We start from the raw sequence: 25,136 nt of genomic DNA on the forward strand, positions 1-25,136 counted from the left end.
GCCAATATTTATATGTCTTCACCAAAACAGATGATGGACTTCAAGCCTGTCAAATCAGTCGATGCCAATGTCGGCAACGAACATCAGCGCGACTGGAGCGATGAACTCTTCGAGCGCAAGGCCAAGAATCCCGACCACAACTATGACCGCTCACGCACCGCCTTGAATTTTCAGGTCGGGCCGGGAGGAGTGATAACAACCGTCGACAAATCGCATCGTATCGGCGACAGAGTCGAGGAGATAATCAAAAAACATCTTCGACCGGATGCCCGAGTGACCGCCGTATCCAACCATGCAGTCATGGTCGTATTCGGCGGCAACCGTGAGCGGATGCGTGAGATGGCTTTCGGCTCCCAAGCGCTGAACGAGTATGAGGAGACCAACGGTCATCTTGTGCGGCAACCTGAAATCGAACGATGGGCGAAGGACATCTATGGTTTTGTATGCTGTGAATTCGGAGAGGAAAACGTAGCCTCGTTCATCGTTCATCTTGACGAGACGGGACCACATGCGCATTGTGTGTTCGTGCCGTTGACCGCCGACGGACGCCTCTGCTCAAAGGAGGTTCTCGGAGGCAAGAACAAAATCGAGGCGCGGCAGCACATGAGGGATTTGCACACCCGACTTGCCGAAGTGAACCGTAAATACGGTCTTGACTGTGGCGATGACATCCAAGTGACAGGCGCACGCCATCGCTCGACCGCTGAATACAATCGCGACCTTCATCGTGAAAACGCCCAGCTCGAAACTCTTATAAGTGACAAGTCAGGGCAGTTGGGCCAACTTGAAGAACAAATCAAGAAGGCCGAAACGCGCGTCAAAGGTCTTACGACCATGATTGCACATCTTGAAAGGCTGGAAGTCGAACTGAATGACGAGATAGCTCAGTTGGAGTCTGACATAGAGAATGGTGCCGGAAGTGTTTCCGAATTGCGTTGCCGTATCGCTTCTCTTGAATCCCAGCTTGAATCTACCGGACAGAAACTCGCCAACAAGCGCGACAAGCTCAAGCTCGCTGACCGGCAACTTGCCGAACTGCAGGATGAGCTGCACACCGTCAAGGAGAAGCGAGACTCGGCGCAAAAGAATTACCACGAATTTACTGAAAAGAATCAGGAGCAGGTGCGCATGAGGCTCACTGATGCCGTCTTTGCCAGAATGGTTGTCGATGTGCGTTCACTGCTGGAAGCTATGCCGTCGGAACAGAAAGCAGGGATTGATGGAGAATTTCTGACAGCAATCGTCGAACAGCCCAACGAGATTTTGAAGTGTGCGATGTATCTATTCCTCGGCTACCTCGATGGTGCAACCCAATTCGCCCAGTCATGCGGTGGCGGAGGCACCTCATCAGACCTCCCATGGGGACGCAATCCGGATGAAGACGACCGCCGCTTCGCCTACCGCTGCATGATGCAAGCTCACCGAATGATGAAACCCTCTCAGCAAAAACACGGTATAGCAGGACATATAGCAGGACATCTGTGAAATTTTTTACAATAACTACCATATGTTTCACACTTTTTGTGTAATTTTGCAATCATAGGGCAATTGTCTTGCTCTACATTTGGTAAAATTACAGAGCTTATGTTTATCTAGTATTTTAGAACATCGAAATTCTCAGGATGCATAGGAGGCATAACAGCTCTCATTTAAGAAATAAAATATGTTTGTTACAAAATCAAAAGACGCGATAGGAGGGCTTTGCTTCCTTGGAATGAAGATTTCGGCATTAATTGATCAGGACATATCTTTGACGGAAGATGATGTAATCAAAATGTCTGAAGACTATTCCATTATTAATTGGTTAGATGCTCAAAATGTAATAAAAGAGTGGGATGTAGATGATAGAAAAATCTTGGCCGAGGAATTGTGCTCTGCCGCCAACGTTTATGACAGCAGAAAGTTTGTTGCAGAAAATAATGGCATAGCCGTACTCCTCGCAATGATATTCCTTATCATTCAAAGTGGCGGATTTTCCCGTACTATAGACGATATCCGCTAATTGAGATATCGTTTTAACAGCAAAGTTGTTCTGATTTGCAATATCATATCAAAGTTAAACAACATGAAGAAGTATTTGATTCTATTATTTCTCACGTTATTATCTTGTAATAATCCCAAAAAGGTATGGGATTTTTCACTCGGTGAGTCGATGGTTGATATTGAGTCTACCTTAAAAAATAAGGACTATTCATACCAGAACAACGACGGAAAAATTGAGCTGGAATCCTCAATAACATATCTCGGAATTAAGTGGGATGGCGTCTCTTTTAACTTTGAAAATAATTTTCTGAGTTCGATATCCTTCCGGATGTTTAAGGGCGAAAAGTTAACTCGTGAACAAAAGAAATATATTGTTGATGAACTTGACAAAATTTATGGAGATCATGTAGTAGACAATTCAGCCAAAGCTGAGTATGGAACTGTTGCTTGGAAATGGGAAAAAGATAACATAAATGTTCTTTTTACTACAATCTTCAAGAGCCAATGGGCGAGCCTTATAATTTTTGATGATACCTATAACAACTCAGCAAATTCTTGCGAGTCCAAAACAAATGCTAATTTTGATCCTAAAAAAATATGGATATTTGAAATGGGACAACCTGTTAAAGATGCTTTGGATTCAATTAGAAACAACAAGTTGACATTTACAGAAACGCAATATCTTTATCGAATAGATTCTCAGATAGAATTTTTGGGCGTGAACTGGAATACCGTTCGCATTGGTAAAGATAAAATATTAGATGCGATTTTTTTCGATAATGACGCACAAAATATGTTATCGTATTCAGAAAAACAAGCCTTAATATCTAAACTTGACGAGCTTTATGGAGCCCATGATTCCGATTCCTCTGTAGCTGGAGGTGATTACACGTGGTATCATTGGTATAAAGGTGGAGTAAAAGTGACATATGCTCCCATGGAACAAATTGGTGAAACCCTAGAATTTTCTCCAAGTAAATAGCAAATAGATCTTATGAAAAATGATTATAATAAAATTTCAGAAGGTTCTTCCTCTGAAATACTTCAGACTACATCTAATCACACTGATGGAGTCAACACTCAATCATCTGAGAAAATTATTAATAGTGATACCACGAAGGAGTCAGCAGTAGGTATGAATAAGAAAATTTACACAACAACTATACTCAAATCCAAGTGGTTGATTATTTCTTTTGTTGTCGTTATAATTAGTGGAGCATCAGTTTGGTACATAATAAACAAATCACTTACTGAAAAAGAATATCAGCAAAACCTCAAAGAGTTTGTCCTTGAATCAGGTAAAGCGTCTATGGCTTTAGCATATATATGCGAAGATCTCCGGTCGATTTGGCATGATTATATTTTTGAAGATAAAGAATATTTCATCAATTCTTCAGGAACGTTCACTCGTTATTGTTATGATGGAGATGAATATTGTTCGAATTTCAGCGAAGCAGTTAATCGCAAAATAAGATGGAATGAAAAAAATCTTCCTTCAACTATTTTTGAATCTTATGAAAAGGCAAAGAGGTTATATAAAGAAATGACACCGCCAATAAGTAGGTACAAAGATATCCATGTATATATTAAACAAATGTTTAAAGCAATGGAAAGACTTCATGAGTTATCTCACAATCCAACAGGTAACTTATCTACATATTCTAGTGAATGTAACTCAGCAGTAACAGAATATACCTCGGCACTTTCTGACTTAACAAACGAATCAAATATAGACTTTTCTGAAATTAATTCAAATACATCCGAGGATGATGATGAATTTTCAGATTGACAATTAAGAATGACTTTAAACACGATACATTAGGTGTTTTAGTGTTATTTTGCAATGATGCTATGTGTAAATGAAATGATTAGCAATAAAGACGCCATTTGTTTTCACATATAGTTATGTTTTCTTTCAGATTATAAAGTGTCATTTCATCGCCTTTTATCGCAAAATACACTTGTCTATTATAGCATATAACGGCACAATTTATTGATCATCAGACATCCAGACCTTCTTCAACGAGGAGGAATACTAAGCCCACGCAAAAGGATTAACCCAAAGAATACCAAAGAGTTGAGCTTCGCACTACGCGACAGCCCAACTCTTTTTTCTTGCATTTTACCCCCCTTTTACTGCAAAATAAACTGGCGTAAAATTAGCGCACCGACAAAAAAGGAATATAGACAATCGGGATAAACTGTCGTAAAACTGTTGTAAATTCGCTTAAAATAAAAGAAACGGAACATACAACATGGGTAGGCTTAAAAAACCGCGTCAATATAAAAACGTGCACAATTGTGGAGTCGCAGTGCGATTTTTAGGTGCGGATATAGGCATTGGCAGGGAGAATGTGTAATTTTGCGGTGTGAATTGGTTTGAAAGTTTATTTTTTGAGCAATCGGCTCTTCAGGCTGTATGCGTAATCTCAGTCATAATAGCTATCGGGCTGGGATTAGGCAAGTTGCGTATTTGCGGTATATCGCTTGGCGTGACATTCGTGTTCTTCACCGGAATCATGGCGGGACACTTCGGTCTGGCTATCGATCCGGCCATACTGAAATATGCCGAAGATTTCGGACTGATGCTGTTTGTCTACGAACTCGGTCTCAAGGTAGGCCCCGGTTTCTTCAGCTCCTTCCGCACAGGCGGACTGAAGCTCAACATGCTTGGGCTCGGACTTGTGTTAGCCGGTACAGCCACCGCCATAGCCCTGAGCTACATACTGGCCATCCCGATGACCGACATGGTGGGCATACTCAGCGGAGCCACGACCAACACTCCGTCGCTCGGAGCTGCCCAGCAGGCTATCAATCAGCTCGGCCTACCTGCCGAGGGGGCCGCCCTCAGCTGCGCCGTGACATATCCGCTTGGAGTAGTGGGTGTAATCATAGCATTCGCCCTGGTAAGGAAATTCGTAGCACGCAAATCGGATTACGAGCCACACCACCAGGGTGAGTCTGACAATACGTATGTGGCCGAGTTTCATGTGACAAATCCGGGCATAGGCGGCCTCACACTGCGCGACATACACAAGCTCGTAACTACCAACTTCGTAATATCACGCATATGGCACGGCGACGACGTGTCGATTCCCGGGCCCGACGACACCCTATCCATCGGCGACCGAGTGCTCGTAATCACCACCGAAGACGAAGTGGCGCGCCTAACAATCTTCTTCGGAGAGAAAAGCGAGCGCAACTGGAACAAACCTGACATAAACTGGGACACACTCGACAAGAATCTTGTGTCGCGCACCATCACCATAAGCAAGCCTCAGCTCAACGGCCGAAGGCTCGACTCTCTGAAACTCAGAAAACACTATGCCGTGAACATCTCGCGTGTGTCGCGCTCGGGCATACGGCTGCTGGCGCGTCCCAATCTGATATTGCAGCTCGGCGACAGGCTTACAATCGTAGGTACACCCGAGGCCATCAACAAGGTGGGAGCTCTTGTCGGCAATTCAGTTACCGACCTGAAAGACCCCAATCTGGCGGCTATATTCATCGGCATGGTGCTGTCGCTCATAGCAGGCTCAATACCCATCACCATTCCCGGCATATCAGTTCCCATAAAGCTCGGTCTGGCCGGAGGCCCAATCGTGGTGGGAATACTCATCGGACGGTTCGGACCCCACTTTCACATGGTGACGTATACCACACGCAGTGCCAACCTCATGTTGCGCGGCATCGGACTATCGCTCTTCCTGGCATGTCTGGGACTTGACGCCGGCGGCAAATTCCTCGACACAATCATGCGTGCCGACGGGCTTATATGGATTGCGGCCGGATTTATCATCACCCTGCTCCCCTCTCTTGTCATGACCATCCTGTCGATGCGTCTGTGGCATCTCGACTTCGGCTCTGCAGCAGGCATGGTGAGCGGAGCGATGGCCAACCCGATGTCGCTTACCTACGCCAACGAAATCACCCCGGGCGACGATGCTCCTGTAGCCTACGCCACCACATATCCTCTGTCGATGTTCGCACGCGTGGTAATCGTACAGCTGCTGATTATCTGTTTTGTCTGATACGATAACTCATCCACGGCGCCGTAGTGTGCATGTGCTTACATGCGTCTGAGGCCGTGGCTCAGTATATGACCACAGCCCCAAGCATGCGTTTCTCATATTTGCCCGCCGGAACTATTAGTCAATCCCGCGGGTCTCTGTACTCAGAAATTGATACAGTAAACCTAAACTGCCTTAATATCTTGATGGGCAAACCCAATTCAGTCAACCTGTCATACGACATAGTGATGCCGTAAGCCGTTACCCGGAATACAGCATACCCGACTCGGCAACCCTGCCTGGCGGCAGGCTGCCGAGTCTATAATATAATTATAAAATCTGATAGAGGAATATATCCTGCCGTAGGCACACGTCTGCATAGAATACAATCTTTATACCCCCTATCTGGGGTATGCATTAAAACACATACCCCAGATAGGGATATCTTTATTGATTCTGCAAGACGGGACGCAGGTATGTCATTTTATAACGGAAAGAGAGCCGTCCCATCACTTTCAGCACATCTCCGCACTAAAAATTTTATCAGGCCGGAACAAATATGCCGAATTGCCGAGGTGATGTATCTTCCCGATGTATAAGCAACAGGCTTAATACATTTTGCACCGCAATATATGTAAAACTAAGATTATCTCCATAGTCAACTGTGTTAAATTATGTAAACACAGCATCGGTACACTCTCCCCCGAATACCTCCTGACCGATATTCATCGCAGAAAATTTTTAGCTCGGAATATGCTGTCTATCTCATAAGTAACATCCCGCTGATTCCAGTCGGCACGGTTGGCAAACACGATATAGTGCAATTTCTCTTGCGGCCATGAGCCTTCCACTATAGCATATCCGCCATTGGTATTCATATGATAGCTCTTGTCGGGAAATCCCGGCTCACGGCGTACCGCGCCTCCGAGACCGAACGACACCATCGGAATCTCCGTGGCCACATACGGAGTATTCATAGCGGCGAGCGACGAATCCGATATAATTTTTCCGGAATACAATGCCCTGTTCCATTGCATAAAGTCACGGGCCGAACCATATACACCTCTGTCGGCACGGGTAAGGAAGTAAGGCACCTCTCCCAGGTCATACTCCTCCCATTTACCGTCATCACTGCGAAAAACAAGCGGAGAAGTGTCGCGCCTGGCAGGACGGTAAGCATGTGCCGTAGCTGGCAACCCTCCGTCGTATGTATAATAGAATGCCTCGCGCATGCCGGCGGGACGGAAAATATTCTCAGACATCCAGTCGTCGAAATCAACCCTGGTGACACGCTCTATCAACGGTGCCACAAGAATATATGCCGCATCCTGACTGTCACAGTGAGTCCCGGGCACAAACTCCGCCGTCTTCATATTCTGAAACGAATGCATGAATTCCGTACCGGTACCGTAACGGGCATAATCCTCGCCAAGGGCAAATACAGAACCATGAGCACTTTTATATTTATTCCACTCCGCCTGATTGCGCGGACGCAGGTCGGGCAACCCCGAACTATGTGTAAGAATATGCCGTATGGTTATCTTGTCGAAAACATCGCACTCGAATTCCGGAAAAAACCTCGACAGACTATCATCCAACGAAATCATACCACGCTCGCACAGTTTCAGAAGAGCGGCCGAAGTAAATATCTTTGAAGCCGACGACAGATTGAACAGCGTGCTGTCGGTAACAGGAACCATGGTCTGCAGGTCGGCCACTCCGAATGCATGTCTGTATATTATAGTGTCGTGATGCATCACTATCGCTATGCCGCCCGGGCCGTCGGCATCCGGGAATATCCTCTGAAACAGCGAGTCTAAATCGGCAGTCACAGCACAGACAGGCAAACCGCTATCCGACATTTTATCGGATGAATTGCATGAATATACTGATACCGCAATACCGACAGCAAGCGCTACACGCTGAATAACCGCAAAAATCCTGTACATTGCTCGTATGTGATTATGTTTAGGCTTTGGAACTATAGATTCGTCGCCGTAAATAACCACGGTGGCGGAACGCTGCAAATATACTCTATAATACTAATACCCGTAAGACATTAATCATATTTTATACTATTTGTATTAGAATTGTAAACCATATTTATAAAATGTAACAGCACGAAGCTATAGCAATCCGCGCCCGGAAATATCGGTCCCTGACGGTGTCTGAAAGATGGCCAGACCGAACTTGCGCACCACAGCATATACATAATCGAATATATCGGCCTGTATATGCTCATACTTCACCCACGCCGTCTCGCGAATAAAGAAGTACAACTGCACCGGAAGCCCCGACTGAGTTGGTGCCATCTGCCTTACCATAAGAGTCATATCCGCGTTCACTTCAGGATGCGTCCGCAGATACCACTCCAGATAGTCCCGCAACAATCTGAGATTGACATTCCCGCCACGACGATTTCTTACATCATCGCCATTATCATCCGGAACCAAGCCATCCTCGCAAAGACGGCTAAGCTCATCATCCGAGACCAGCCTCACCGTATTTATATCGATATATATCGAACGGTCGACACGGCGCCCTCCGGAAATCTGCATCGGACGATAATTGCGAAAAGAGTCCGTGATAAGCGAATATGGAGGTACGGTAGTGACCGAATTGTCCCAGTTGCGCACCTTGACTGTAGTAAGCGACACATCGATTACCTCGCCGTTGAGATCACGGTTGGGCATTGCAATCCAGTCGCCACGCTGCAACATCTTGTTGGCAGTAAGTTGAATGCCTGCCACAAGTCCGAGTATTGTGTCTTTAAACACCAGCGACAGCACCGCCGCCGAAGCGCCCAGAGCAGTAAGTATCGCAATAGGAGTCTTTCCGATAAGTATGCTCACAGCTATTATTACACCGATACCAATCATTATCAACTTGAACATCTGAAATATACCGGTTATGGCGTATGCCTTCAGATTGTCTCTCCTGAGAAGGGCCTTATAAAGATTGTCTATTATAATCACGACAATCCTCACTATCGCCCATAGAATATACAGCGAAGTGACCACATCAATCCATTTGACCGACGCGGGCGAGTCGGCAAATGTCTGAGGCAACAGCCACGACACCACAAGGGCCGGAGCAAGCTGCGATACGGCTCTCATCAGGCGTGGATTGAGCATATCATCATCCCAGTCGGTAGGACTGCGCAAAATCACCTTCTCAAACATCATCAGCACTCCCTTGGTCACAAAATAAGCAATCATTGCCACAATCGCTATACCACTGAGCAGCAACACGGACGCAAGATGCGGATGAAGAGTTTCGGGAGCTATAGTCCCGACGATTTCCTTGATACTATCGGACATAGATAAATCCTTAATAGAGTGTTTAATAACAGATTATTGCCTAAGAAACTGTTTAAATTCATATGATACAGATTTTGAGACGGATTGTCTGATGGATTTTTGCTTGTGATGAGGGAGTGTAGCCGTAGCTACATGACCGAAGAACAAACAAAAAGACGCCGACAAGACTCTCAAAAGCAAAGTAATATGAGTTTTAAACAGTTTCTAAAGAAATGTCTCGGCAAGCACACGCGGAAAATACAGCGTCTCAAGAATCCTTACCTTAGCCGCGACATCTTCGGCCGTATCGTCAGGCGCCACCTCGGTAGAGGCCTGAAATATGATACGCCCCTCGTCATACTTCTCGCTGACATGATGTATGGTTATGCCCGTGCGCGACTCCCCGGAAGCAATCACAGCCTCGTGTACATACCTTCCATACATGCCACGTCCGCCGAATCTTGGCAGAAGCGACGGGTGTATATTGATGATTCTTCCGCGATAGCGATTTATGAGAAATTCCGGAACCATGAGCAGAAACCCGGCAAGCACAACCACATCAATCCCGTGCTCCTCCATAAGCGGAAGCAGACGCGATGAGTCATTGATATCATCCCGCGACATCACCCTCACATCGATGCCAAGCCTGGCGGCCCGGCCTATTACGCCTGCAGTCCGATTATTGCACACTATAAGACACACCTCGGCGTCACAACAGTTGTCGCGGAAATATCTTACGATATTCTCCGCATTGCTCCCGTCGCCCGAGGCAAATATCGCGAAACGTTTCGTTGTGTATCCTTTTTCCATGCCGTGAAGTTAGGCAATTTCTCCGGGAGTAAGAAACTCTTTTGACCCAATGATTGTTAATATTATGATACTTGACAATTGGCCATTCCCAAACAACCAGGAATTATGAAACTTTCATATTCGATACCGGCATTTCTATTTACAATGGCTGCCATAGCCGTTGCAATGCCATCATGCGACAGCAACGAACACAACGATCCCTACACCCCGTCGCGTGTCGATGCCGCTTTCAACGACGCTCTCAAAGAGCAGTTTCCCGACGCACAGAATGTGAAATGGGAAAGAAACAGCGAATACCGCGTAGCCGAATTCAATAAAAATGGAGTCGGTTACGATGTATGGTTCGACAAGACTACCGCATGGGCCATGACCGAAATGGATTATGGCAAGGATATCTTCCTGGTTCCTGACAATGCCGTCACGGCCGCATTCCCAAAAGGCGAATATGGCATCTGGACTATCGACGACATTACCCATTACAAACAGAAAGCATCTGAATTCTATGTTTTTGAAGTAGAGAAGACGGGAAGTGCCGACATGGATGTATTCTACACCACCGACGGCACCATGATAAAGGCAATCCCTTCGGATACCGCACCCGACATCCTGCCCACAACGTCCATACTCTGAACTCTGACACTCTCAGTTATTAAATGTAACCGTAATACTGCATAAGGCGATGCGTTCCACCCAAGGCGCATCGCCTGTTTTGCCGTTACAGCGTGTCACAACAAATACAGCTCTAAATTCACATTTATTTTTAAACAAGCTCTTAATCTTGGACAAGCATTACCCGTTTTCACATTTTTTAGTTAAATTTGCATATTGAAAAATATCTATTACTGATTAATTAACTAATTATTTATGTGTGGAATAGTAGGATACATCGGACATCAAGAGGCTTACAGCATCCTTATAAAAGGCTTACACCGACTCGAATACAGAGGCTACGACAGCGCCGGCGTAGCGATAATCAACCCTGACTACCGATTGAACATATATAAACACACCGGAAAGGTCGCCGAACTCGAATCGTTCTGCCGGGCGAAGGACATCTCAGGAACAATCGGAATCGCCCATACCCGATGGGCCACGCACGGCGAGCCAAGCGACATAAACGCCCATCCCCACTCAAGCACCAATGGCCGCATAGCTATTGTACACAACGGAACAATAGAAAACTACAGTATACTCAAGCAGGCCCTTCAGCAGCACGGATGCGAATTCAATAGCCAGACCGACACGGAAGTCATAGTCAAACTTATTGAATATATTCAGAACGAAAACAACTGCACTCTGCTCGATGCCGTACGCGAGGCCCTGCATCAGATTGTCGGGGCATATGCGATAGCAGTCATCGACTCTGACAATCCCGACACGATAATCACCGCCCGAAAGAGCTCACCACTCGTTATCGGCATAGGTGAGGGCGAAACATTCATCGCATCCGACGCCTCGCCGATTATCGAATACACCAACAAAGTCGTATATCTGCGTGACAACGAAATCGCCATAATAACCCGCAACCGGCCGTTAAAGGTAATCACCACCGACAATGAAGAGTCGAAAATCGACATCCAGACACTGCGCATGTCGGTATCTCAGCTTGAGAAAGGAGGTTATCCCCACTTCATGCTGAAAGAGATTTTCGAGCAGACTGATACCATATTCGACTGCATTCGCGGACGTGTCGTCGCCAACGGCACCGCCATAAAACTCTCGGGAGTTAACGACCACCCCGACCGCTTCATCAATGCCGGACGCATACTTATAGTGGCATGCGGCACATCGTGGCATGCCGGACTAATCGGAGCCCGCCTTATCGAGAACTTCGCCCGCATACCGACCCGTGTGGAGTATGCCTCTGAATTCAGATATGCCAATCCCGTAATCCGCCCCGACGATGTGGTGATTGCCATATCCCAAAGCGGAGAGACCGCCGACACCCTGGCCGCCATACGACTCGCAAAGGAGGCCGGAGCATTCGTCTACGGCATATGCAACGCAGTGGGCTCCTCCATCGCCCGCGAGACCGACACCGGCACATATATACACGTAGGGCCGGAAATCGGTGTGGCCTCTACAAAAGCATTCACAGGACAGGTGACAGTACTCACCATGCTCGCCCTGGCAATCGGACAGCTGAAAGGGACAATCAGCAGTGAGCAGATAGCCGAAGTAGGACGCTCTATACTCCGCTTGCCCGACCTCATCGCCGAGACTCTCGAGCTGAATCCTCAGATAGAAAAACTGTCGGCCATATACACATATGTCCACAACTTCCTGTACCTTGGCCGCGGCTACAACTACCCCAATGCCCTGGAAGGCGCTCTCAAACTGAAAGAGATAAGCTACATACATGCCGAAGGATATCCGGCCGCAGAGATGAAACACGGTCCAATCGCCCTCATTGACAAGGAGATGCCTACAGTCGTGATTGCTCCGGACGACGAACTTCACGAAAAGGTGATTTCCAACATACAGCAGGTAAAAGCACGTGGCGGCTCGGTAATAGCCATCGTGACAAAAGGCGACACTACAATCCCGGCCATGGCCGACCATGTGCTGGAGATACCGCGAGTGCCTGAGGCTCTCTCACCGATTATAGCCGCCATCCCCCTGCAGCTACTGGCCTACCATATAGCCATAATGAAAGGCTGCAACGTAGATATGCCGCGCAACCTGGCCAAGTCGGTTACCGTAGAATAACATTAATAATACGCAATGTCAGATATTAAAAAAGAAACACCGGTATTGCTGCTTACAGGATATCTCGGCAGCGGTAAAACCACTCTGGTAAATCATATCCTCACCAACGAACGCGGCATACGCTTTGCGGTAATCGTCAACGACATCGGCGAAGTAAACATCGACGCCTCCCTCATACAAAAAGGAGGAGTGGTAAACCAAAGTGACGACTCTCTGGTTGCCCTTCAGAACGGATGCATATGCTGCACCCTGAAGATGGATCTCGTAAAACAGATAGAGGACATTATCGCTCTCGACCGTTTTGACTACATCGTAATCGAGGCAAGCGGCATATGCGAGCCGGCGCCTATAGCCCAGACCATATGTTCCATTCCCTACATGGGAGCCGGATACGCCCAGAAAGGTATACCGCGCCTCGACTGTATTGTAACCGTCGTCGACGCCCTGCGCCTGCAGAGCGAGTTTGACTGCGGACGCAGTCTTGCCTCAAAAGAGATTGACGACGAAGACATCGAGAATCTTGTGATACAACAGATTGAATTCTGCAACATCATCCTGCTGAACAAAGCCACCGAAGTCGCTCCCGAAGAGTTGCGCCGCATACGCGAAATCATCAGGGTGATACAGCCGCAGGCCGAGATTATCGACACCGATTACGCCGACGTAGACATATCGCGCCTACTCGATACTCATCTGTTCAACTTCGAGAAAGTGGCCACCTCGGCAGGATGGGTACGCGAGCTTGAGCGCCCTGTGACGGAAGAGGAGGAACTCGACGCACAGGCCGACCACCATCACCACCACAGCCACCATGAGGCCCACGACGAAGAGCACGCCAAAGAGCACCACCACCATCACGACCACTCCGAATGCGATACACACGGCCACCATTGCCATCACCACCACCATCACGATGGAGAAGGCGAGGCCGAGGAATATGGCATCCAGACCTTCGTTTATTATCGCCGCGACCCGTTCGACCTCAACAAATTCGACTACTTCCTCGCCAAAAACTGGCCTCAAAATATAATCCGCACAAAGGGTGTGCTATACTTCGAGCAACGTCCCGAAATGTCCTACCTCTTTGAGCAGGCAGGTGTGCAGAAAAAGCTGACCGAGGCCGGGCAATGGTATGCGACTGCCCCTGAGGAAGACCTCATGATGATAATGCAGCAGAATCCCGACATGATGCGCGACTGGCACGAGCACTATGGCGACCGCATGGTCAAACTCGTGTTCATCGGACAGAATCTCGACCGCGAAGCAATCACACATCAGCTTGACGCCTGTCTCGGACATTTCTGATATGACATCGTCGACAAAGCATGTCTCCACTCAGCCATACATACATGCATACGGAGGCTGCTGATTCCAAATTTCATGCATTTTAACTATGTCCGCTGCGATTCTCTCACTATGAGAGCTATCGGGCGGACATATCATTTAATTTTTCGCAGATTTATTGTATAAAAATTCATAAATCTGCTGTTTTGTTAGATATTGTTGCTAAATTTGCAGACAACAATTCACACCGATACGTAGCGCCTCGGGATTTGCTCGCCGTATCCGGTGCTGCATCATATAAGTCAACGGCATATCCCCACGATACATCGGAAAGTTATGAACAAACGAAAAACCCGACTTCAGGCCATACTGGAAATCCTTACCAACAATGTCATAGGCAGCCAGGAAGAACTGTCACGACTGTTGGCGGCACGAGGTTTCGTAGTCACTCAGGCAACCTTGTCGCGCGACCTTAAAGCATTGCGCACCACCAAAGTGGCTACCGACTTCGGCGGCTACCGCTATGTAGTGATGCAACCCGGCGAAGTCCCTGTCGATGAGGTATGGGAAGCCGTACCCTCAACAGCGCAGTCGGGCACACACCATGCCGTAGAATCCATAGCCCTTGCCGGCAACATACTCGTGATAAAGACCCGTACAGGATATGCGTCCGGTCTCGCATATGACATCGACCAGCTCGACTCGCCGTATCTGCTCGGCACAATATCCGGAGCCGACACGGTAATTGCCATTGTCAACGAGCAGTATTCACGCACCGAGATATTCGACTCATTTCTCGGTTTTTTCCCCGATAGTGTACTTGAAAAAGCACGCGACCAGTTCTTGTGATTTTAGTCAACCCCAATGTTCTAAGAAACCGTCTGGAGTCATACTGATTCCACACCGTTTCTAAAATATATTTAAGAATATAGATGTTAGAACCTGTCAACAGTTCAATCGACCCCTCGAAAATCCGGGTACTCGTAGCCTCTGAAGACCACGTAGGATATGTAGAGGAGATTCTCGACACCATCAACCGCGCCGCAAAGGTACGCGGCACAGGCATCGCCAAACGCTCGCCGGAATACGTGCGCCAGAAGATGCTTGAACGCAAAGCGGTGATTGCCCTTTACGAGGGACGCTTTGCCGGCTTCAGCTATATAGAGTGCTGGAGCAACAAACAGTTTGTTGCCAACTCAGGCCTCATTGTGGCCGACGACTTCCGCGGGTTAGGCCTTGCCACCCGTATCAAACGACGAATATTCCGCCTGTCGCGCGAGATGTTCCCACAGGCGAAGATTTTTTCCCTTACAACAGGTGCGGCCGTAATGAAGATGAACTTCGAACTCGGCTACCGCCCGGTGACATTCGACCAGCTCACCACCGATGCCGCTTTCTGGCGCGGATGCGAGAGTTGTGTCAACTTCGACATACTACAGCGCAACGGCGGCCACAAATGTCTATGCGTAGGACTCCTTTACGACCCGGCAGAGACAAAATACCATCCCAACGATCCGATTACAGGCACTCCTCTTGCCGAGGACAACTGTGTCGACGAATAACATCCTCAATATTCACCCGTAAAAACAACCAGACCAATATATGGAACCCAAGAAAAAAGTCGTGCTTGCCTTCAGCGGAGGCCTCGACACATCATTCGCAGTAAAATATCTCTCTGAAGACTGCGGCTACGAAGTATACACAGCCATCGCCAATACAGGAGGCTTCTCACAGTCTGAACTGAAAGCCATCGAGGAGCGCGCCATCGCTCTCGGAGCTAAAGAGCACGCCACTCTCGACATCACGCAGGAGTATTACGACAAGTCAATCAAATATATGATTTTCGGCAACGTGCTCCGCAACGGCACATACCCAATATCGGTAAGTTCGGAACGAATCTTCCAAGCTATAGCCATAATCGAATATGCAAAGAAAATCGGCGCGCACTGCGTTGCCCACGGCTCTACAAGCGCCGGAAACGACCAGATACGCTTCGACCTCACATTCGAGATTCTCGCACCGGAGATTGAAATCATCACTCCCACACGCGACATGAATCTCACCCGCGACTACGAAATCAACTACCTCAAGGAGCACGGATATGTAGCCGACTTCACCAAGCTCGAATACTCCATCAACAAAGGCCTGTGGGGCACATCAATCGGTGGTAAAGAAACCCTTCACTCCGACCAGACACTCCCCGAAGAGGCGTATCCCACCCAGATGACAGCCACCGACGACGCCCGGCTGACCATCGACTTCAAACAGGGACAGATTGAAGCCGTCAACGGAGAATACTTTGCCGACAAGGTGGCCGCCATACAAAAAATCGAAGAACTTGTGGCACCCTATGCTCTCGGCCGCGACATGCACGTGGGCGATACAATCATCGGCATCAAGGGCCGCGTAGGCTTCGAGGCCGGAGCTCCTATGGTGATACTCGGCGCACACAAGGTGCTTGAGAAGCATACACTCACAAAGTGGCAGCAATACTGGAAGGACCAGCTCGGCACATGGTACGGCATGTTCCTCCACGAAGCCCAGTACCTTGAACCGGTGATGCGCGACATAGAGCGGTTTCTGGAGTCATCGCAGCGCAACGTGACCGGACGTGTTATCGTAGACCTCAAGCCCTACCATTTCGTGGTAGTTGGTGTCGACAGCGATTTCGACCTCATGAAGACCGACTTCGGCGAATACGGCGAATTGTCCAAGGCCTGGACTGCCGACGATGTGAAAGGATTCACCAAAATACTCGGCAACCAGATGAAGATATACCACAACGTGCAGATGCGCAACGGAAAGGAGCGTGAGGCATGATACGAGCAGGTATAATCGGCGGAGCCGGATACACTGCCGGTGAACTTCTGCGTCTGCTTGTCAACCATCCGGATGTAGAGATTTCATGGATTCACAGCACATCCAACGCCGGAAATCCCGTGACAAGTGTACATCAGGGCCTCATCGGAGAGATTGACATGAAATTCAGCTCCGATACCGACCTCGACAACATCGACGTGCTGTTCTGCTGCACACCACATGGCGATACACGCAAATTCATGGATAGCCACACCGTGCCCGACGAGTTGCGCATAGTCGATCTCTCGACCGACTACCGCATCGAGGATGGCACCCACGACTTTGTGTATGGCCTCCCCGAACTCAACCGCAAACGCATCGTAAGGGGTGCAAAACATGTAGCCAACCCCGGATGCTTCGCCACAGCCATACAGCTGGCTCTGCTTCCGCTGGCCAAGAACCTTATGCTTAACTCGACAATCCACGTAACAGCAATCACAGGCTCTACAGGCGCAGGCGTAAAGCCATCGGCTACAAGCCATTATTCATGGCGCAACGACAATGTATCCATCTATAAGCCATTCCGCCACCAGCATCTGGCCGAGATACGCCAGTCGCTGTCGCAGCTCCAGCAGAGTTTCAAGGCCGACATCGACTTCATACCCGTACGCGGATGCTTCTCACGCGGAATAATGGCGATTCTATACCTCGACTGCCCGGTAAGTCTCGACCAGATAAAGAAACTCTACGAAGAGTACTACGACGACCACAACTTTACGTTCATTACCGACAAGGCTCCTGACCTGAAAGATGTAGTCAACACCAACAAGTGTATAATACACCTCGAAAAGGTCGACAACAAACTCCTGATTACATCCGTCATCGACAACCTTGTAAAGGGTGCCTCAGGCCAGGCAGTACACAACATGAACCTCCTCTTCGGACTCCACGAGCGCATCGGCCTCCAGTTGAAGCCCTCTGCATTCTGATGTCCGGCAACAAAACACTTTCAGTCATGAATCTTTTCGACGTATATCCACTCTTCGACATAGAGATAACCAAAGGCCGCGGCTGCCACGTATATGATGCCGACGGAACTGAATACCTTGACCTATATGGCGGACATGCGGTAGTATCCGTAGGACACTGCCATCCTGTCGTCGTAAAGGCTATAGAGAAGCAGGCATCGCAGCTGATGTTCTACTCCAATTCGGTAATCAACCCGCTCCAGCAGCAGCTTGCCGAAAAACTCGGCAAAATCAGCGGCTACGACGATTACTCTCTGTTTCTGGTCAACTCAGGAGCGGAGGCAAATGAAAACGCGCTGAAGCTCGCCTCATTCCATACAGGACGCAAGCGTGTGGTGGCATTCCGCCGTGCATTCCACGGTCGCACGTCGGCCGCAGTCGAGGTGACCGACAATCCGAAGATTGTATCCCCGCTCAACTCCAACAACAACGTGACCTTCCTGCCGCTCAACGACATAGACGCCATGTGCGACGAGCTGGCCAAAGGCGATGTGGCGGCTGTCATTATCGAGGGTATACAGGGCGTAGGCGGCATACGCATACCCGAAGCCGACTTCCTCCGCGTGCTGCGCGAGGAGTGTAACCGCTATGGTACCGTACTGATTCTCGACGAGATACAGTCGGGCTACGGTCGTTCCGGACGATTCTTCGCTCATCAGTACAGCGGCATACGCCCCGACATCATTACATGCGCCAAAGGTATCGCCACCGGATTCCCGATGGGCGCAGTACTGATATCCCCGATGTTCAAGCCATCCTACGGAATGCTCGGCACAACCTTCGGAGGCAATCATCTCGCATGCGCCACAGCCATTGCCGTGCTCGACATCATCGAGGAGGAACACCTCGTTGAAAACGCGGCTAAAGTAGGTCAATATCTCATCGACCGTCTCAAAGAGATGCCGGAAATAAAGGAGGTACGCGGACTCGGCCTGATGATAGGTATTGAGATGCCTTTCGAAGTCAAAGAGCTCCGACGCCACCTCATCAATGTAGAGCACGTATTCACCGGCGCGGCGTCGACCGACATCGTGCGCCTGCTTCCGCCGCTTACACTCACCATAGCCCAGGCCGACGATTTCCTCGAGAGATTCCGCAGGGCTCTTACAGCACTCTGACATTATGAAGATAGGAATAATCGGCGGAGGCAACATGGGTTCGGCAATAGCTGTCGGACTCGTGTCGACAGGTTTCATACCGGCCTCAGATATAACCGTGACATCACCACGTCAGGCAACACTCTACCGTATCGCCGACGCATGCCCGGGAATAACTACCGACACTGACAATGCAGCGGCTGTCAAGGAAGCCGACGTGATAATACTTGCTGTAAAGCCCTGGCTTGTGCAATCCGTTGTCGAGGAGATTGCCCCGCGTATCGACTTCCGCCAGCAGACACTCGTAAGCCTCGCAGCCACAGTATCGCTGGCCGACTTCGACAACATCCTGCGCAATTACTCATCCAGACGCACTATAGTACGGGCGATACCCAACACGGCAATGGCCGTCGGGCGCAGCATGACATTCATCTGCCATGCCGACGATGCCGACCCGGCCCGCATATCGCCCGTAACCGACATATTCGACCGGCTTGGAACTGCCGCCGTCATTCCCGAGCAACAGCTTGGTGCAGCCATGGCTCTATGCTCCTGCGGCATAGCATACGTGATGCGATTCATCCGAGCCGCATCGGAAGGAGCCGTAGAGCAGGGTCTTTACCCCGACAAGGCGAAGGAATGGTTTCTCCAGACCATGCGCGGAGCCGTAGAGCTACTCGAATCGACCGGAGCCAATCCCGAGAGCGAAATCGATAAAGTTACAACACCCGGCGGACTCACCATACGCGGACTAAACGCAATGGAAGAAAGTGGATTCTCGGGAGCCGTAATCAAGGGCCTGCGAGCATCGGTAAAACACTGACGGCAATATGGGAGTAAACAAGGTAATACTACTCGGCAACGTCGGAGTCGACCCTACAATACGCTATGTCGAGACCCGGCCGGTAGCGACATTCACTCTCGCCACCACTGAGCGCGCCTATACCAGCGCATCGGGCGCACAGATTCCGGAGCGCACCGAGTGGCACCGGATTGTCATGTGGGACGGCGCTGCAGAGACTGCCGAAAAATACATACGCAAAGGCACCCGCCTGTATATCGAGGGGAAACTGCGCACAAGAGTCTGGGAAGACCGAAATACCATCAAGCGCAACGTGACCGAGATTATCGTCGACACATTCGAAATCCTCGCGCCTCCGCGCCAATAATCCGCAGACACAAAACATCAATCGGTGTGCAGGACCTCAACTACCCTGTACACCGATTGTCTTTTATGAATCCCATATAAACCAATTAATCTTAATTCAACAAAACAAACAGTTTCTTAGAACGCCACGACAATACCGGTCGAGAGCGAGCCGAAGTTGAGTCCGGAAGATGTGCGCATCTTCGACATCGGCGAATAGCGCACATACACACCTATACCTCCGTACCCCATGCTGAATATACCGTCGACCGTCACCGGACGCTGACCGATACGCCCGGTCTTTATCGAGTATTCCCGTCCCTCATAATCATATTCTGTCATGATATTTCCTCCGACATTGAAACATACTATCGGACCAATCTTGGCATACACACGCTCCTTATGACCGAATGAAAGTGAATATATGAATGGTACCTGGAGAGAGAACAGCTGTATGCGGGAACGATGATTGGTCACACCCTCGTCATACGGCTCAAGAGAGATGCGTCCGTCGGGATTCTTATGAAAGTACCAGGGCTTCCTTGTATGGAAATTCTGCCAATGCAGTCCCAGTCCGCACGCCAGCGAATGATGGCGCGACCAGCTCATACGCACGCCCAGAGTCATGAGCCATGTAAACTCATAGCTGCGCCACATCGAAGTGCCCGTCTCGGGATTCTCCCTTACGGCATCTACCCATCCGATTCCCAGTCCCTGCGACACACATTCCCATGTAACTCTTCCCGTCTTAGAGATTGTAAATCCGAAATCGCTCGCCCGTCGTCCGACATACGATGTAAAAGAGCGGTTGTCGGGATCGACAAAGGCAAAATCGTAACTTGCAGTCTCTCCGTCGCATGTAGTGAACTCGACACACAGTGCAGTACGGCTCTCAACAATGGTTACATTCGTTATATCGGAACAGTTGACACTCGTACGCCCCGAGGCGCCAAGTGTCAGGCGCATATGATCCTTACCCGACTTAAAGTAAAAATTATCGTCGGTGCCATTGATATTGTTCACTTGTATGGAAGTAGACTCCGGAGCATAAGATATGGCAATGCTGCTTGCGCACGAGGCATTGAGGAGAGTATCGACAGGCATCTCCTCACGGATATCGGAAGCCCGGGCAACAAATACTGTGAATATCAACGACAGTAATGTGAGTATGATTTTGCAGTTCGAAGAACACATATACGTAATATAAAATAATTTGGAACAGTTACTTAATTTTCATTTAATGATGACAATTTAGAGATAACGGCCTCCGCGTCTGTACGCGAAAGTGTCCCGTCAAAGTAAATCATCATCACCGACGGCTTGTTGCCGTCAGGATTATTGAGATAATACAGATACCGGTTGGTCTTCTTGCCGTTGACAATAGTCACCGGAAGCATAAAGAAGGCATACTGCAGTTTACCGTCCTTATATCTCACATTTCGCCCTATCGACTTTGCGCCGTCGGCAAGCACAAGAGGCTGCAATATCGGCGCGTAGGTCTCCGAGTCGCCCCGGAATGTAGCCAGATTTGACAGTCCATGCGCTTTCACAAACTTCTGTTCGCCGCTCATTATCACTTCAGTGACCGACGGATCGCTCACATACTTCCCGCCAAGCACATTGTTGATATGCATTCCGGTCTGCGCGGATGCATTCCCACACACCAATATTGTCAACAATATCAACAGTCGTATTATTCCTTTCATAGCACGGTTATATTTCTGGGTATTCATTCTCTATATTGTCGATTATACGCGCCACATCGCTGAGTTCTTCGCTGAACGACTCCTCGGAGGCCCGCACATCACGTGTAAATTCTCTCATGTCCTCTCCCAGCAGCCTTATTATAGCCTCCTGGTCGGTGATACGCTTGCCTCCGGCATATGCCACACATGTCGTCACATCGGCAGGCGCTGAAATCGCCGATGCACGGCGCGTGACAGTTGTATACAGCCCCAGCGAAAAGATTACGACACAGGCGGCCGCCACGCCCGACACAAGCCTTACACGCCCCTTTAAGCGTCTCTCTGAAGAGCGCAGGCCTACGTTCGTGCGGAATCCTGTCAAGGCCCGCAGCTCGTCAATCGCAGGATGTGACAGGCGTGTCCTGCCGAGCATATCTCTCAGCAACTCCTCTTCGGCATCCGACAAAGAGCAATCGAAATAGCGCTCTCCAAGCCTGATTATCAGCGACAGTTCATCTAAGTCTTTATCCATAAGTAAGTAATTCAGCATTAAATTATTCCTTGGCGATACAGCTCGCGTATAGCCTTGCGCGCACGGCTGAGCGCCATTCTCACACTCTCCTGCGACATCGACAGGCGCATGGCAATCTCTTCGTATCCCACACCCTCAATGTCATGAAGATTGAATATCTCAAACTGCCGTTCGCTCAGCACGCGACGGCTCAGTTCAAGCACAGCCTGATACGTAATCCTCCGCTCTCGCTCGGCATATTCCGGCGATTCGGCAGCATAGCCGCCCTCGTCAAGATATACCATAGGATGAGATTTGGCACGGCGCCTGAGGTCTATCGCAGAATTACGCACAGCCGCATAGCTGAGCTTAATCGCCTCTACCGACGACTCCACATCGCGGTGACGCGCCCAAAGACCGCAAAACGCGTCGTGAAGCGCATCATCGGCGTCAATATCGCCGGCAATGCCTGCTGCGATGCCCCGCAGACGCAGGCGCAGTCTCTCAAATGTGGATGTCAGTATATCGGTACTCACTTTTCGCAATATTTCAGACGCGCTATGTTGCGCCTTCACTATCTTTAACGGAAGCGACTGCCGTATGTAACATCACCGGATAAAATTTTTATAGAATTCGCATCAAAATACAGCTGAATCGAAGAGAAAACATCCCAAAATTCCTAAGAAAATGCATAATACGAAAAAGTCGATATGACTTCCGCCTTTTACTATCGGCATATTTACAGAAGAAATTTGTAACTTTGCTCTCTATGAGCACCGATAAACAGCAAATACCGGCCGAACCGGAAGAGAACGCAACCGAACACACCAAACCATCGGCTGCGGAAAAATGGACCGAGATTACACTGCTCCCCGAATGGGAGGAGGAATACTATCTTGTATATACTGCAAAGAAGTATGGCCGGTGGGTTATGCTCAAAACTCTCAAGCCGGAATACGCATCGCAGGAAGAGTATCGCCAGATGCTCGAAAAGGAGTTTGACGTACGCTACAACCTCGCACACCCCAATATCGTGATGATAAACGACCTCGAGGAAGTGCCCACCCTCGGACGATGCATCATCACCGACGACGTATACGGCGATTCACTGCGCAAACTTATCGATGAAAACCGCATCACACCGGAAATCCTCGAAAAGCTGCAGCACGAACTGGTCGATGCTATCGACTACATACAGAGCAACCACATAGTGCACCACCCCATCCGCCCCGAAACCATATACTTCACCGAAAACATAGGTAATCTCAAACTAATCGATGTAGGTTTCGACCAGCGGCAGCACCTTGAGCCGGCCGATGCTTCGGAAGATATATACCGCTACGGATGTGTGCTCGACGAAGTGCTCGACCATGTTCCCGCCAAGTTGCCCGAGCTGCGCAAAATCGCACAGCGATGCAAGGACCCCGACCCGACGAAACGCTACCGTGACGTGCAGGACCTCCACCTCGCATTTGAACGGCGCAACAGCAACCAGGTGTACACATTCCTGATTATATTCCTCATAGCGATGATATGCCTGCTGACATGGCTTAACATCACACGTATGTAACTCACCCCGACGAAGTATGATTGAAATACGCGAAATAAAGCCCGTAAAGGCCGAACTAACCCGATATACACAATTCCAGATTGATCTCTACGAAGGAAACTCATACTTTGTGCCGCCACTGATAGGCGACGATGTCGACACACTGACTCCATCCAAGAATCCGGCATTTGACTTCTGCAAGGCAAAATCATGGATGGCCTACCGCGACGGAAAACCAGTAGGGAGAATTACCGGAATCATAAACAACCAGGTAAACGAACGCTCGGGGAAACGCGACGTACGCTTCGGATTTACCGACTTCATCGACGACGACGAGGTCGCCGACAGACTGTTTGACACCGTAGCCGAGTGGGGACGCTCCCACGGCATGGACTCTATGGTAGGCCCGCTCGGATTCACCGACCTCGACCATGAAGGAATGCTTACATACGGATTCGACGAGATGGGTACAATGGCCACTATCTACAACTATCCATACTACCCCCGCCACATGCGCCGCATGGGCTTCACCGAAGATGTCGAGTGGGTCGAATACCGTATATCGGTGCCCGACAAAGTGCCCGACCAATTGCAGAGAGTTGCCGATATCGTGCGCCGCAAGTACGGACTACGCACCCTCAAATACACTTCAGGCAAAAAAATCAAAGCCGACTACGGACAGGCGCTCTTCGAACTGATTAACGAAGCCTACGACAAGCTCTACGGCTACTCCCCGCTCACCCGTCGCCAGATTGAATATTATATCGACATATACCTCCCCATTCTCAAACTGGAATATGTAAGCCTAATCATCGACAAGGACGACAAACTCGTCGGCGTAGGCATATCGCTCCCGTCGATGTCGCGGGCACTGCAGAAAGGACGCGGACGCCTTTTCCCCACAGGATGGTACCATCTGCTCAAAGCTATGTACCGCTACAACGACACTGTCGACCTCCTGCTCGTAGGCGTATCACCCGAATACCAGAGCAAGGGTGTCAACTCTCTACTCTTCACCGACCTTCTGCCGACATATATCAAAAACCGCGTACGCTGGGCCGAAACCAATCCCGAACTGGCCGAAAACGAGAATGTGCAGCAGCAATGGAAATTCTTCGACAAGCGTCTCCACCGCCGCCGCGCTGCATTCAGAAAACCCATCTGATATTCTCACGCCTACCGTCTCCGCCTCCCCTCAGGAGTCATCATTGACTCGCACGTCTCA

At 49.2% G+C, this 25,136-nt stretch carries 23 protein-coding genes and 1 pseudogene; 17 read left to right on the forward strand and 7 right to left on the reverse strand.

All coding sequences use genetic code 11. The annotated features are described in order from the left end of the window. The first annotated feature begins 12 nt into the window (after positions 1-12). The 5 genes from mobV (at position 13) to ADH68_RS05315 (ending at position 6,014) form a co-directional block, all read left to right on the forward strand. Entirely contained in the window at positions 13-1,485 is a 1,473-nt protein-coding gene (gene mobV, locus ADH68_RS05295; RefSeq protein ID WP_068961723.1) for a MobV family relaxase, read from the forward strand. 178 nt (positions 1,486-1,663) lie between these two features. Further along, on the forward strand, positions 1,664-2,002 hold the full coding sequence (locus ADH68_RS05300) for a hypothetical protein (RefSeq protein WP_068961722.1): 339 nt from the start codon (positions 1,664-1,666) through the stop codon (positions 2,000-2,002). Between the two features lie 63 nt (positions 2,003-2,065). Then, entirely contained in the window at positions 2,066-2,965 is a 900-nt protein-coding gene (locus ADH68_RS05305; RefSeq protein WP_068961721.1) for a hypothetical protein, read from the forward strand. Positions 2,966-2,977: 12 nt separating this feature from the next. Continuing rightward, positions 2,978-3,772: a hypothetical protein gene (locus ADH68_RS05310; RefSeq protein WP_068961720.1), complete on the forward strand. Its 795-nt coding sequence runs from the start codon at positions 2,978-2,980 to the stop codon at positions 3,770-3,772. 580 nt (positions 3,773-4,352) lie between these two features. Continuing rightward, on the forward strand, positions 4,353-6,014 hold the full coding sequence (locus ADH68_RS05315) for a putative transporter (RefSeq protein ID WP_068961719.1): 1,662 nt from the start codon (positions 4,353-4,355) through the stop codon (positions 6,012-6,014). A 704-nt stretch (positions 6,015-6,718) separates the two neighbouring features. Here the strand turns inward: ADH68_RS05315 and ADH68_RS05320 are convergent. The 3 genes from ADH68_RS05320 to purN form a co-directional block, all read right to left on the reverse strand. Then, the gene (locus tag ADH68_RS05320; RefSeq protein ID WP_068961718.1) at positions 6,719-7,942 is read right to left on the reverse strand and encodes a serine hydrolase domain-containing protein; all 1,224 of its coding nucleotides are present in this window, start codon (positions 7,940-7,942) and stop codon (positions 6,719-6,721) included. Between the two features lie 177 nt (positions 7,943-8,119). Next, positions 8,120-9,313 (reverse strand): mechanosensitive ion channel family protein, encoded by a 1,194-nt coding sequence (locus ADH68_RS05325; protein ID WP_068961717.1) that lies wholly within the window; start codon positions 9,311-9,313, stop codon positions 8,120-8,122. Between the two features lie 204 nt (positions 9,314-9,517). Then, positions 9,518-10,102 carry a phosphoribosylglycinamide formyltransferase gene (gene purN, locus ADH68_RS05330; RefSeq protein WP_068961716.1) on the reverse strand — a complete coding sequence of 195 codons (585 nt, stop codon included), beginning with the start codon at positions 10,100-10,102 and terminating at the stop codon, positions 9,518-9,520. Between the two features lie 105 nt (positions 10,103-10,207). Here purN and ADH68_RS05335 point away from each other — a divergent pair, with 105 nt between their 5' ends. The 10 genes and pseudogenes from ADH68_RS05335 to ssb form a co-directional block, all read left to right on the forward strand. After that, a complete protein-coding gene (locus ADH68_RS05335; RefSeq protein WP_068961715.1) occupies positions 10,208-10,732 on the forward strand; it encodes a PepSY-like domain-containing protein in 525 nt (174 codons plus the stop codon). A gap of 234 nt (positions 10,733-10,966) precedes the next feature. Then, a complete protein-coding gene (gene glmS, locus ADH68_RS05340) occupies positions 10,967-12,811 on the forward strand; it encodes a glutamine--fructose-6-phosphate transaminase (isomerizing) (RefSeq protein WP_068961714.1) in 1,845 nt (614 codons plus the stop codon). A gap of 15 nt (positions 12,812-12,826) precedes the next feature. Next, entirely contained in the window at positions 12,827-14,116 is a 1,290-nt protein-coding gene (locus tag ADH68_RS05345) for a GTP-binding protein (protein WP_068961713.1), read from the forward strand. Positions 14,117-14,431: 315 nt separating this feature from the next. Next, positions 14,432-14,944: an arginine repressor gene (locus tag ADH68_RS05350; RefSeq protein ID WP_068961712.1), complete on the forward strand. Its 513-nt coding sequence runs from the start codon at positions 14,432-14,434 to the stop codon at positions 14,942-14,944. Positions 14,945-15,027: 83 nt separating this feature from the next. After that, positions 15,028-15,657 (forward strand): GNAT family N-acetyltransferase, encoded by a 630-nt coding sequence (locus ADH68_RS05355; RefSeq protein WP_068961711.1) that lies wholly within the window; start codon positions 15,028-15,030, stop codon positions 15,655-15,657. 40 nt (positions 15,658-15,697) lie between these two features. Then, the gene (locus ADH68_RS05360; protein ID WP_068961710.1) at positions 15,698-16,915 is read left to right on the forward strand and encodes an argininosuccinate synthase; all 1,218 of its coding nucleotides are present in this window, start codon (positions 15,698-15,700) and stop codon (positions 16,913-16,915) included. Next, the gene (gene argC / locus ADH68_RS05365; RefSeq protein WP_068961709.1) at positions 16,912-17,883 is read left to right on the forward strand and encodes an N-acetyl-gamma-glutamyl-phosphate reductase; all 972 of its coding nucleotides are present in this window, start codon (positions 16,912-16,914) and stop codon (positions 17,881-17,883) included. Before ADH68_RS05360 ends, argC begins: the two co-directional genes overlap by 4 nt. 26 nt (positions 17,884-17,909) lie before the next feature. Then, positions 17,910-19,040, forward strand: a complete 1,131-nt coding sequence (locus ADH68_RS05370; RefSeq protein WP_068962161.1) for an aspartate aminotransferase family protein — start codon at positions 17,910-17,912, stop codon at positions 19,038-19,040. Positions 19,041-19,044: 4 nt separating this feature from the next. After that, positions 19,045-19,842 (forward strand): pyrroline-5-carboxylate reductase, encoded by a 798-nt coding sequence (proC, locus tag ADH68_RS05375; protein ID WP_068961708.1) that lies wholly within the window; start codon positions 19,045-19,047, stop codon positions 19,840-19,842. Positions 19,843-19,849: 7 nt separating this feature from the next. Continuing rightward, positions 19,850-20,176: pseudogene (gene ssb / locus ADH68_RS05380) on the forward strand (single-stranded DNA-binding protein); the annotation flags it as partial. A gap of 128 nt (positions 20,177-20,304) precedes the next feature. Here ssb and ADH68_RS05385 read toward each other — a convergent pair. From ADH68_RS05385 to ADH68_RS05400, 4 genes are read right to left on the reverse strand one after another with little or no spacing between them, the layout of a single operon-like run. Further along, entirely contained in the window at positions 20,305-21,360 is a 1,056-nt protein-coding gene (locus ADH68_RS05385) for a hypothetical protein (RefSeq protein ID WP_068961706.1), read from the reverse strand. Between the two features lie 32 nt (positions 21,361-21,392). Next, a complete protein-coding gene (locus ADH68_RS05390; protein ID WP_068961705.1) occupies positions 21,393-21,899 on the reverse strand; it encodes a DUF6108 family protein in 507 nt (168 codons plus the stop codon). Next, the gene (locus ADH68_RS05395; RefSeq protein ID WP_068961704.1) at positions 21,880-22,383 is read right to left on the reverse strand and encodes a hypothetical protein; all 504 of its coding nucleotides are present in this window, start codon (positions 22,381-22,383) and stop codon (positions 21,880-21,882) included. The genes ADH68_RS05390 and ADH68_RS05395 overlap by 20 nt, the downstream gene beginning before the upstream one ends. Positions 22,384-22,400: 17 nt before the next feature. Then, positions 22,401-22,898, reverse strand: coding sequence for an RNA polymerase sigma factor (locus ADH68_RS05400; protein ID WP_068961703.1), 498 nt, complete (start codon positions 22,896-22,898; stop codon positions 22,401-22,403). A gap of 233 nt (positions 22,899-23,131) precedes the next feature. Here ADH68_RS05400 and ADH68_RS05405 point away from each other — a divergent pair, with 233 nt between their 5' ends. Then, entirely contained in the window at positions 23,132-23,932 is an 801-nt protein-coding gene (locus ADH68_RS05405; protein ID WP_068961702.1) for a protein kinase domain-containing protein, read from the forward strand. A 16-nt stretch (positions 23,933-23,948) separates the two neighbouring features. Next, the gene (locus ADH68_RS05410; RefSeq protein WP_068961701.1) at positions 23,949-25,076 is read left to right on the forward strand and encodes a hypothetical protein; all 1,128 of its coding nucleotides are present in this window, start codon (positions 23,949-23,951) and stop codon (positions 25,074-25,076) included. Positions 25,077-25,136 lie beyond the last annotated feature (60 nt).

The sequence above is a fragment of the Muribaculum intestinale genome (assembly GCF_002201515.1).
GTDB classification, from domain to species: Bacteria; Bacteroidota; Bacteroidia; order Bacteroidales; family Muribaculaceae; genus Muribaculum; species Muribaculum intestinale.

What these genes read in the sequence shown, in the direction of transcription:
- ADH68_RS05305 (WP_068961721.1), top strand. Translation starts at nt 2,066, where the DNA reads ATGAAGAAGTATTTGATTCTATTATTTCTCACGTTATTATCTTGTAAT.
- purN (WP_068961716.1), bottom strand. Translation starts at nt 10,102, where the DNA reads ATGGAAAAAGGATACACAACGAAACGTTTCGCGATATTTGCCTCGGGC.
- ADH68_RS05350 (WP_068961712.1), top strand. Translation starts at nt 14,432, where the DNA reads ATGAACAAACGAAAAACCCGACTTCAGGCCATACTGGAAATCCTTACC.
- argC (WP_068961709.1), top strand. Translation starts at nt 16,912, where the DNA reads ATGATACGAGCAGGTATAATCGGCGGAGCCGGATACACTGCCGGTGAA.
- ADH68_RS05345 (WP_068961713.1), top strand. Translation starts at nt 12,827, where the DNA reads ATGTCAGATATTAAAAAAGAAACACCGGTATTGCTGCTTACAGGATAT.
- ADH68_RS05405 (WP_068961702.1), top strand. Translation starts at nt 23,132, where the DNA reads ATGAGCACCGATAAACAGCAAATACCGGCCGAACCGGAAGAGAACGCA.
- ADH68_RS05310 (WP_068961720.1), top strand. Translation starts at nt 2,978, where the DNA reads ATGAAAAATGATTATAATAAAATTTCAGAAGGTTCTTCCTCTGAAATA.
- ADH68_RS05325 (WP_068961717.1), bottom strand. Translation starts at nt 9,313, where the DNA reads ATGTCCGATAGTATCAAGGAAATCGTCGGGACTATAGCTCCCGAAACT.
- ADH68_RS05300 (WP_068961722.1), top strand. Translation starts at nt 1,664, where the DNA reads ATGTTTGTTACAAAATCAAAAGACGCGATAGGAGGGCTTTGCTTCCTT.
- ADH68_RS05360 (WP_068961710.1), top strand. Translation starts at nt 15,698, where the DNA reads ATGGAACCCAAGAAAAAAGTCGTGCTTGCCTTCAGCGGAGGCCTCGAC.
- ADH68_RS05335 (WP_068961715.1), top strand. Translation starts at nt 10,208, where the DNA reads ATGAAACTTTCATATTCGATACCGGCATTTCTATTTACAATGGCTGCC.
- ADH68_RS05390 (WP_068961705.1), bottom strand. Translation starts at nt 21,899, where the DNA reads ATGAATACCCAGAAATATAACCGTGCTATGAAAGGAATAATACGACTG.
- ADH68_RS05410 (WP_068961701.1), top strand. Translation starts at nt 23,949, where the DNA reads ATGATTGAAATACGCGAAATAAAGCCCGTAAAGGCCGAACTAACCCGA.
- proC (WP_068961708.1), top strand. Translation starts at nt 19,045, where the DNA reads ATGAAGATAGGAATAATCGGCGGAGGCAACATGGGTTCGGCAATAGCT.
- ADH68_RS05385 (WP_068961706.1), bottom strand. Translation starts at nt 21,360, where the DNA reads ATGTGTTCTTCGAACTGCAAAATCATACTCACATTACTGTCGTTGATA.
- ADH68_RS05320 (WP_068961718.1), bottom strand. Translation starts at nt 7,942, where the DNA reads ATGTACAGGATTTTTGCGGTTATTCAGCGTGTAGCGCTTGCTGTCGGT.
- ADH68_RS05370 (WP_068962161.1), top strand. Translation starts at nt 17,910, where the DNA reads ATGAATCTTTTCGACGTATATCCACTCTTCGACATAGAGATAACCAAA.
- ADH68_RS05395 (WP_068961704.1), bottom strand. Translation starts at nt 22,383, where the DNA reads ATGGATAAAGACTTAGATGAACTGTCGCTGATAATCAGGCTTGGAGAG.
- glmS (WP_068961714.1), top strand. Translation starts at nt 10,967, where the DNA reads ATGTGTGGAATAGTAGGATACATCGGACATCAAGAGGCTTACAGCATC.
- mobV (WP_068961723.1), top strand. Translation starts at nt 13, where the DNA reads ATGTCTTCACCAAAACAGATGATGGACTTCAAGCCTGTCAAATCAGTC.
- ADH68_RS05355 (WP_068961711.1), top strand. Translation starts at nt 15,028, where the DNA reads ATGTTAGAACCTGTCAACAGTTCAATCGACCCCTCGAAAATCCGGGTA.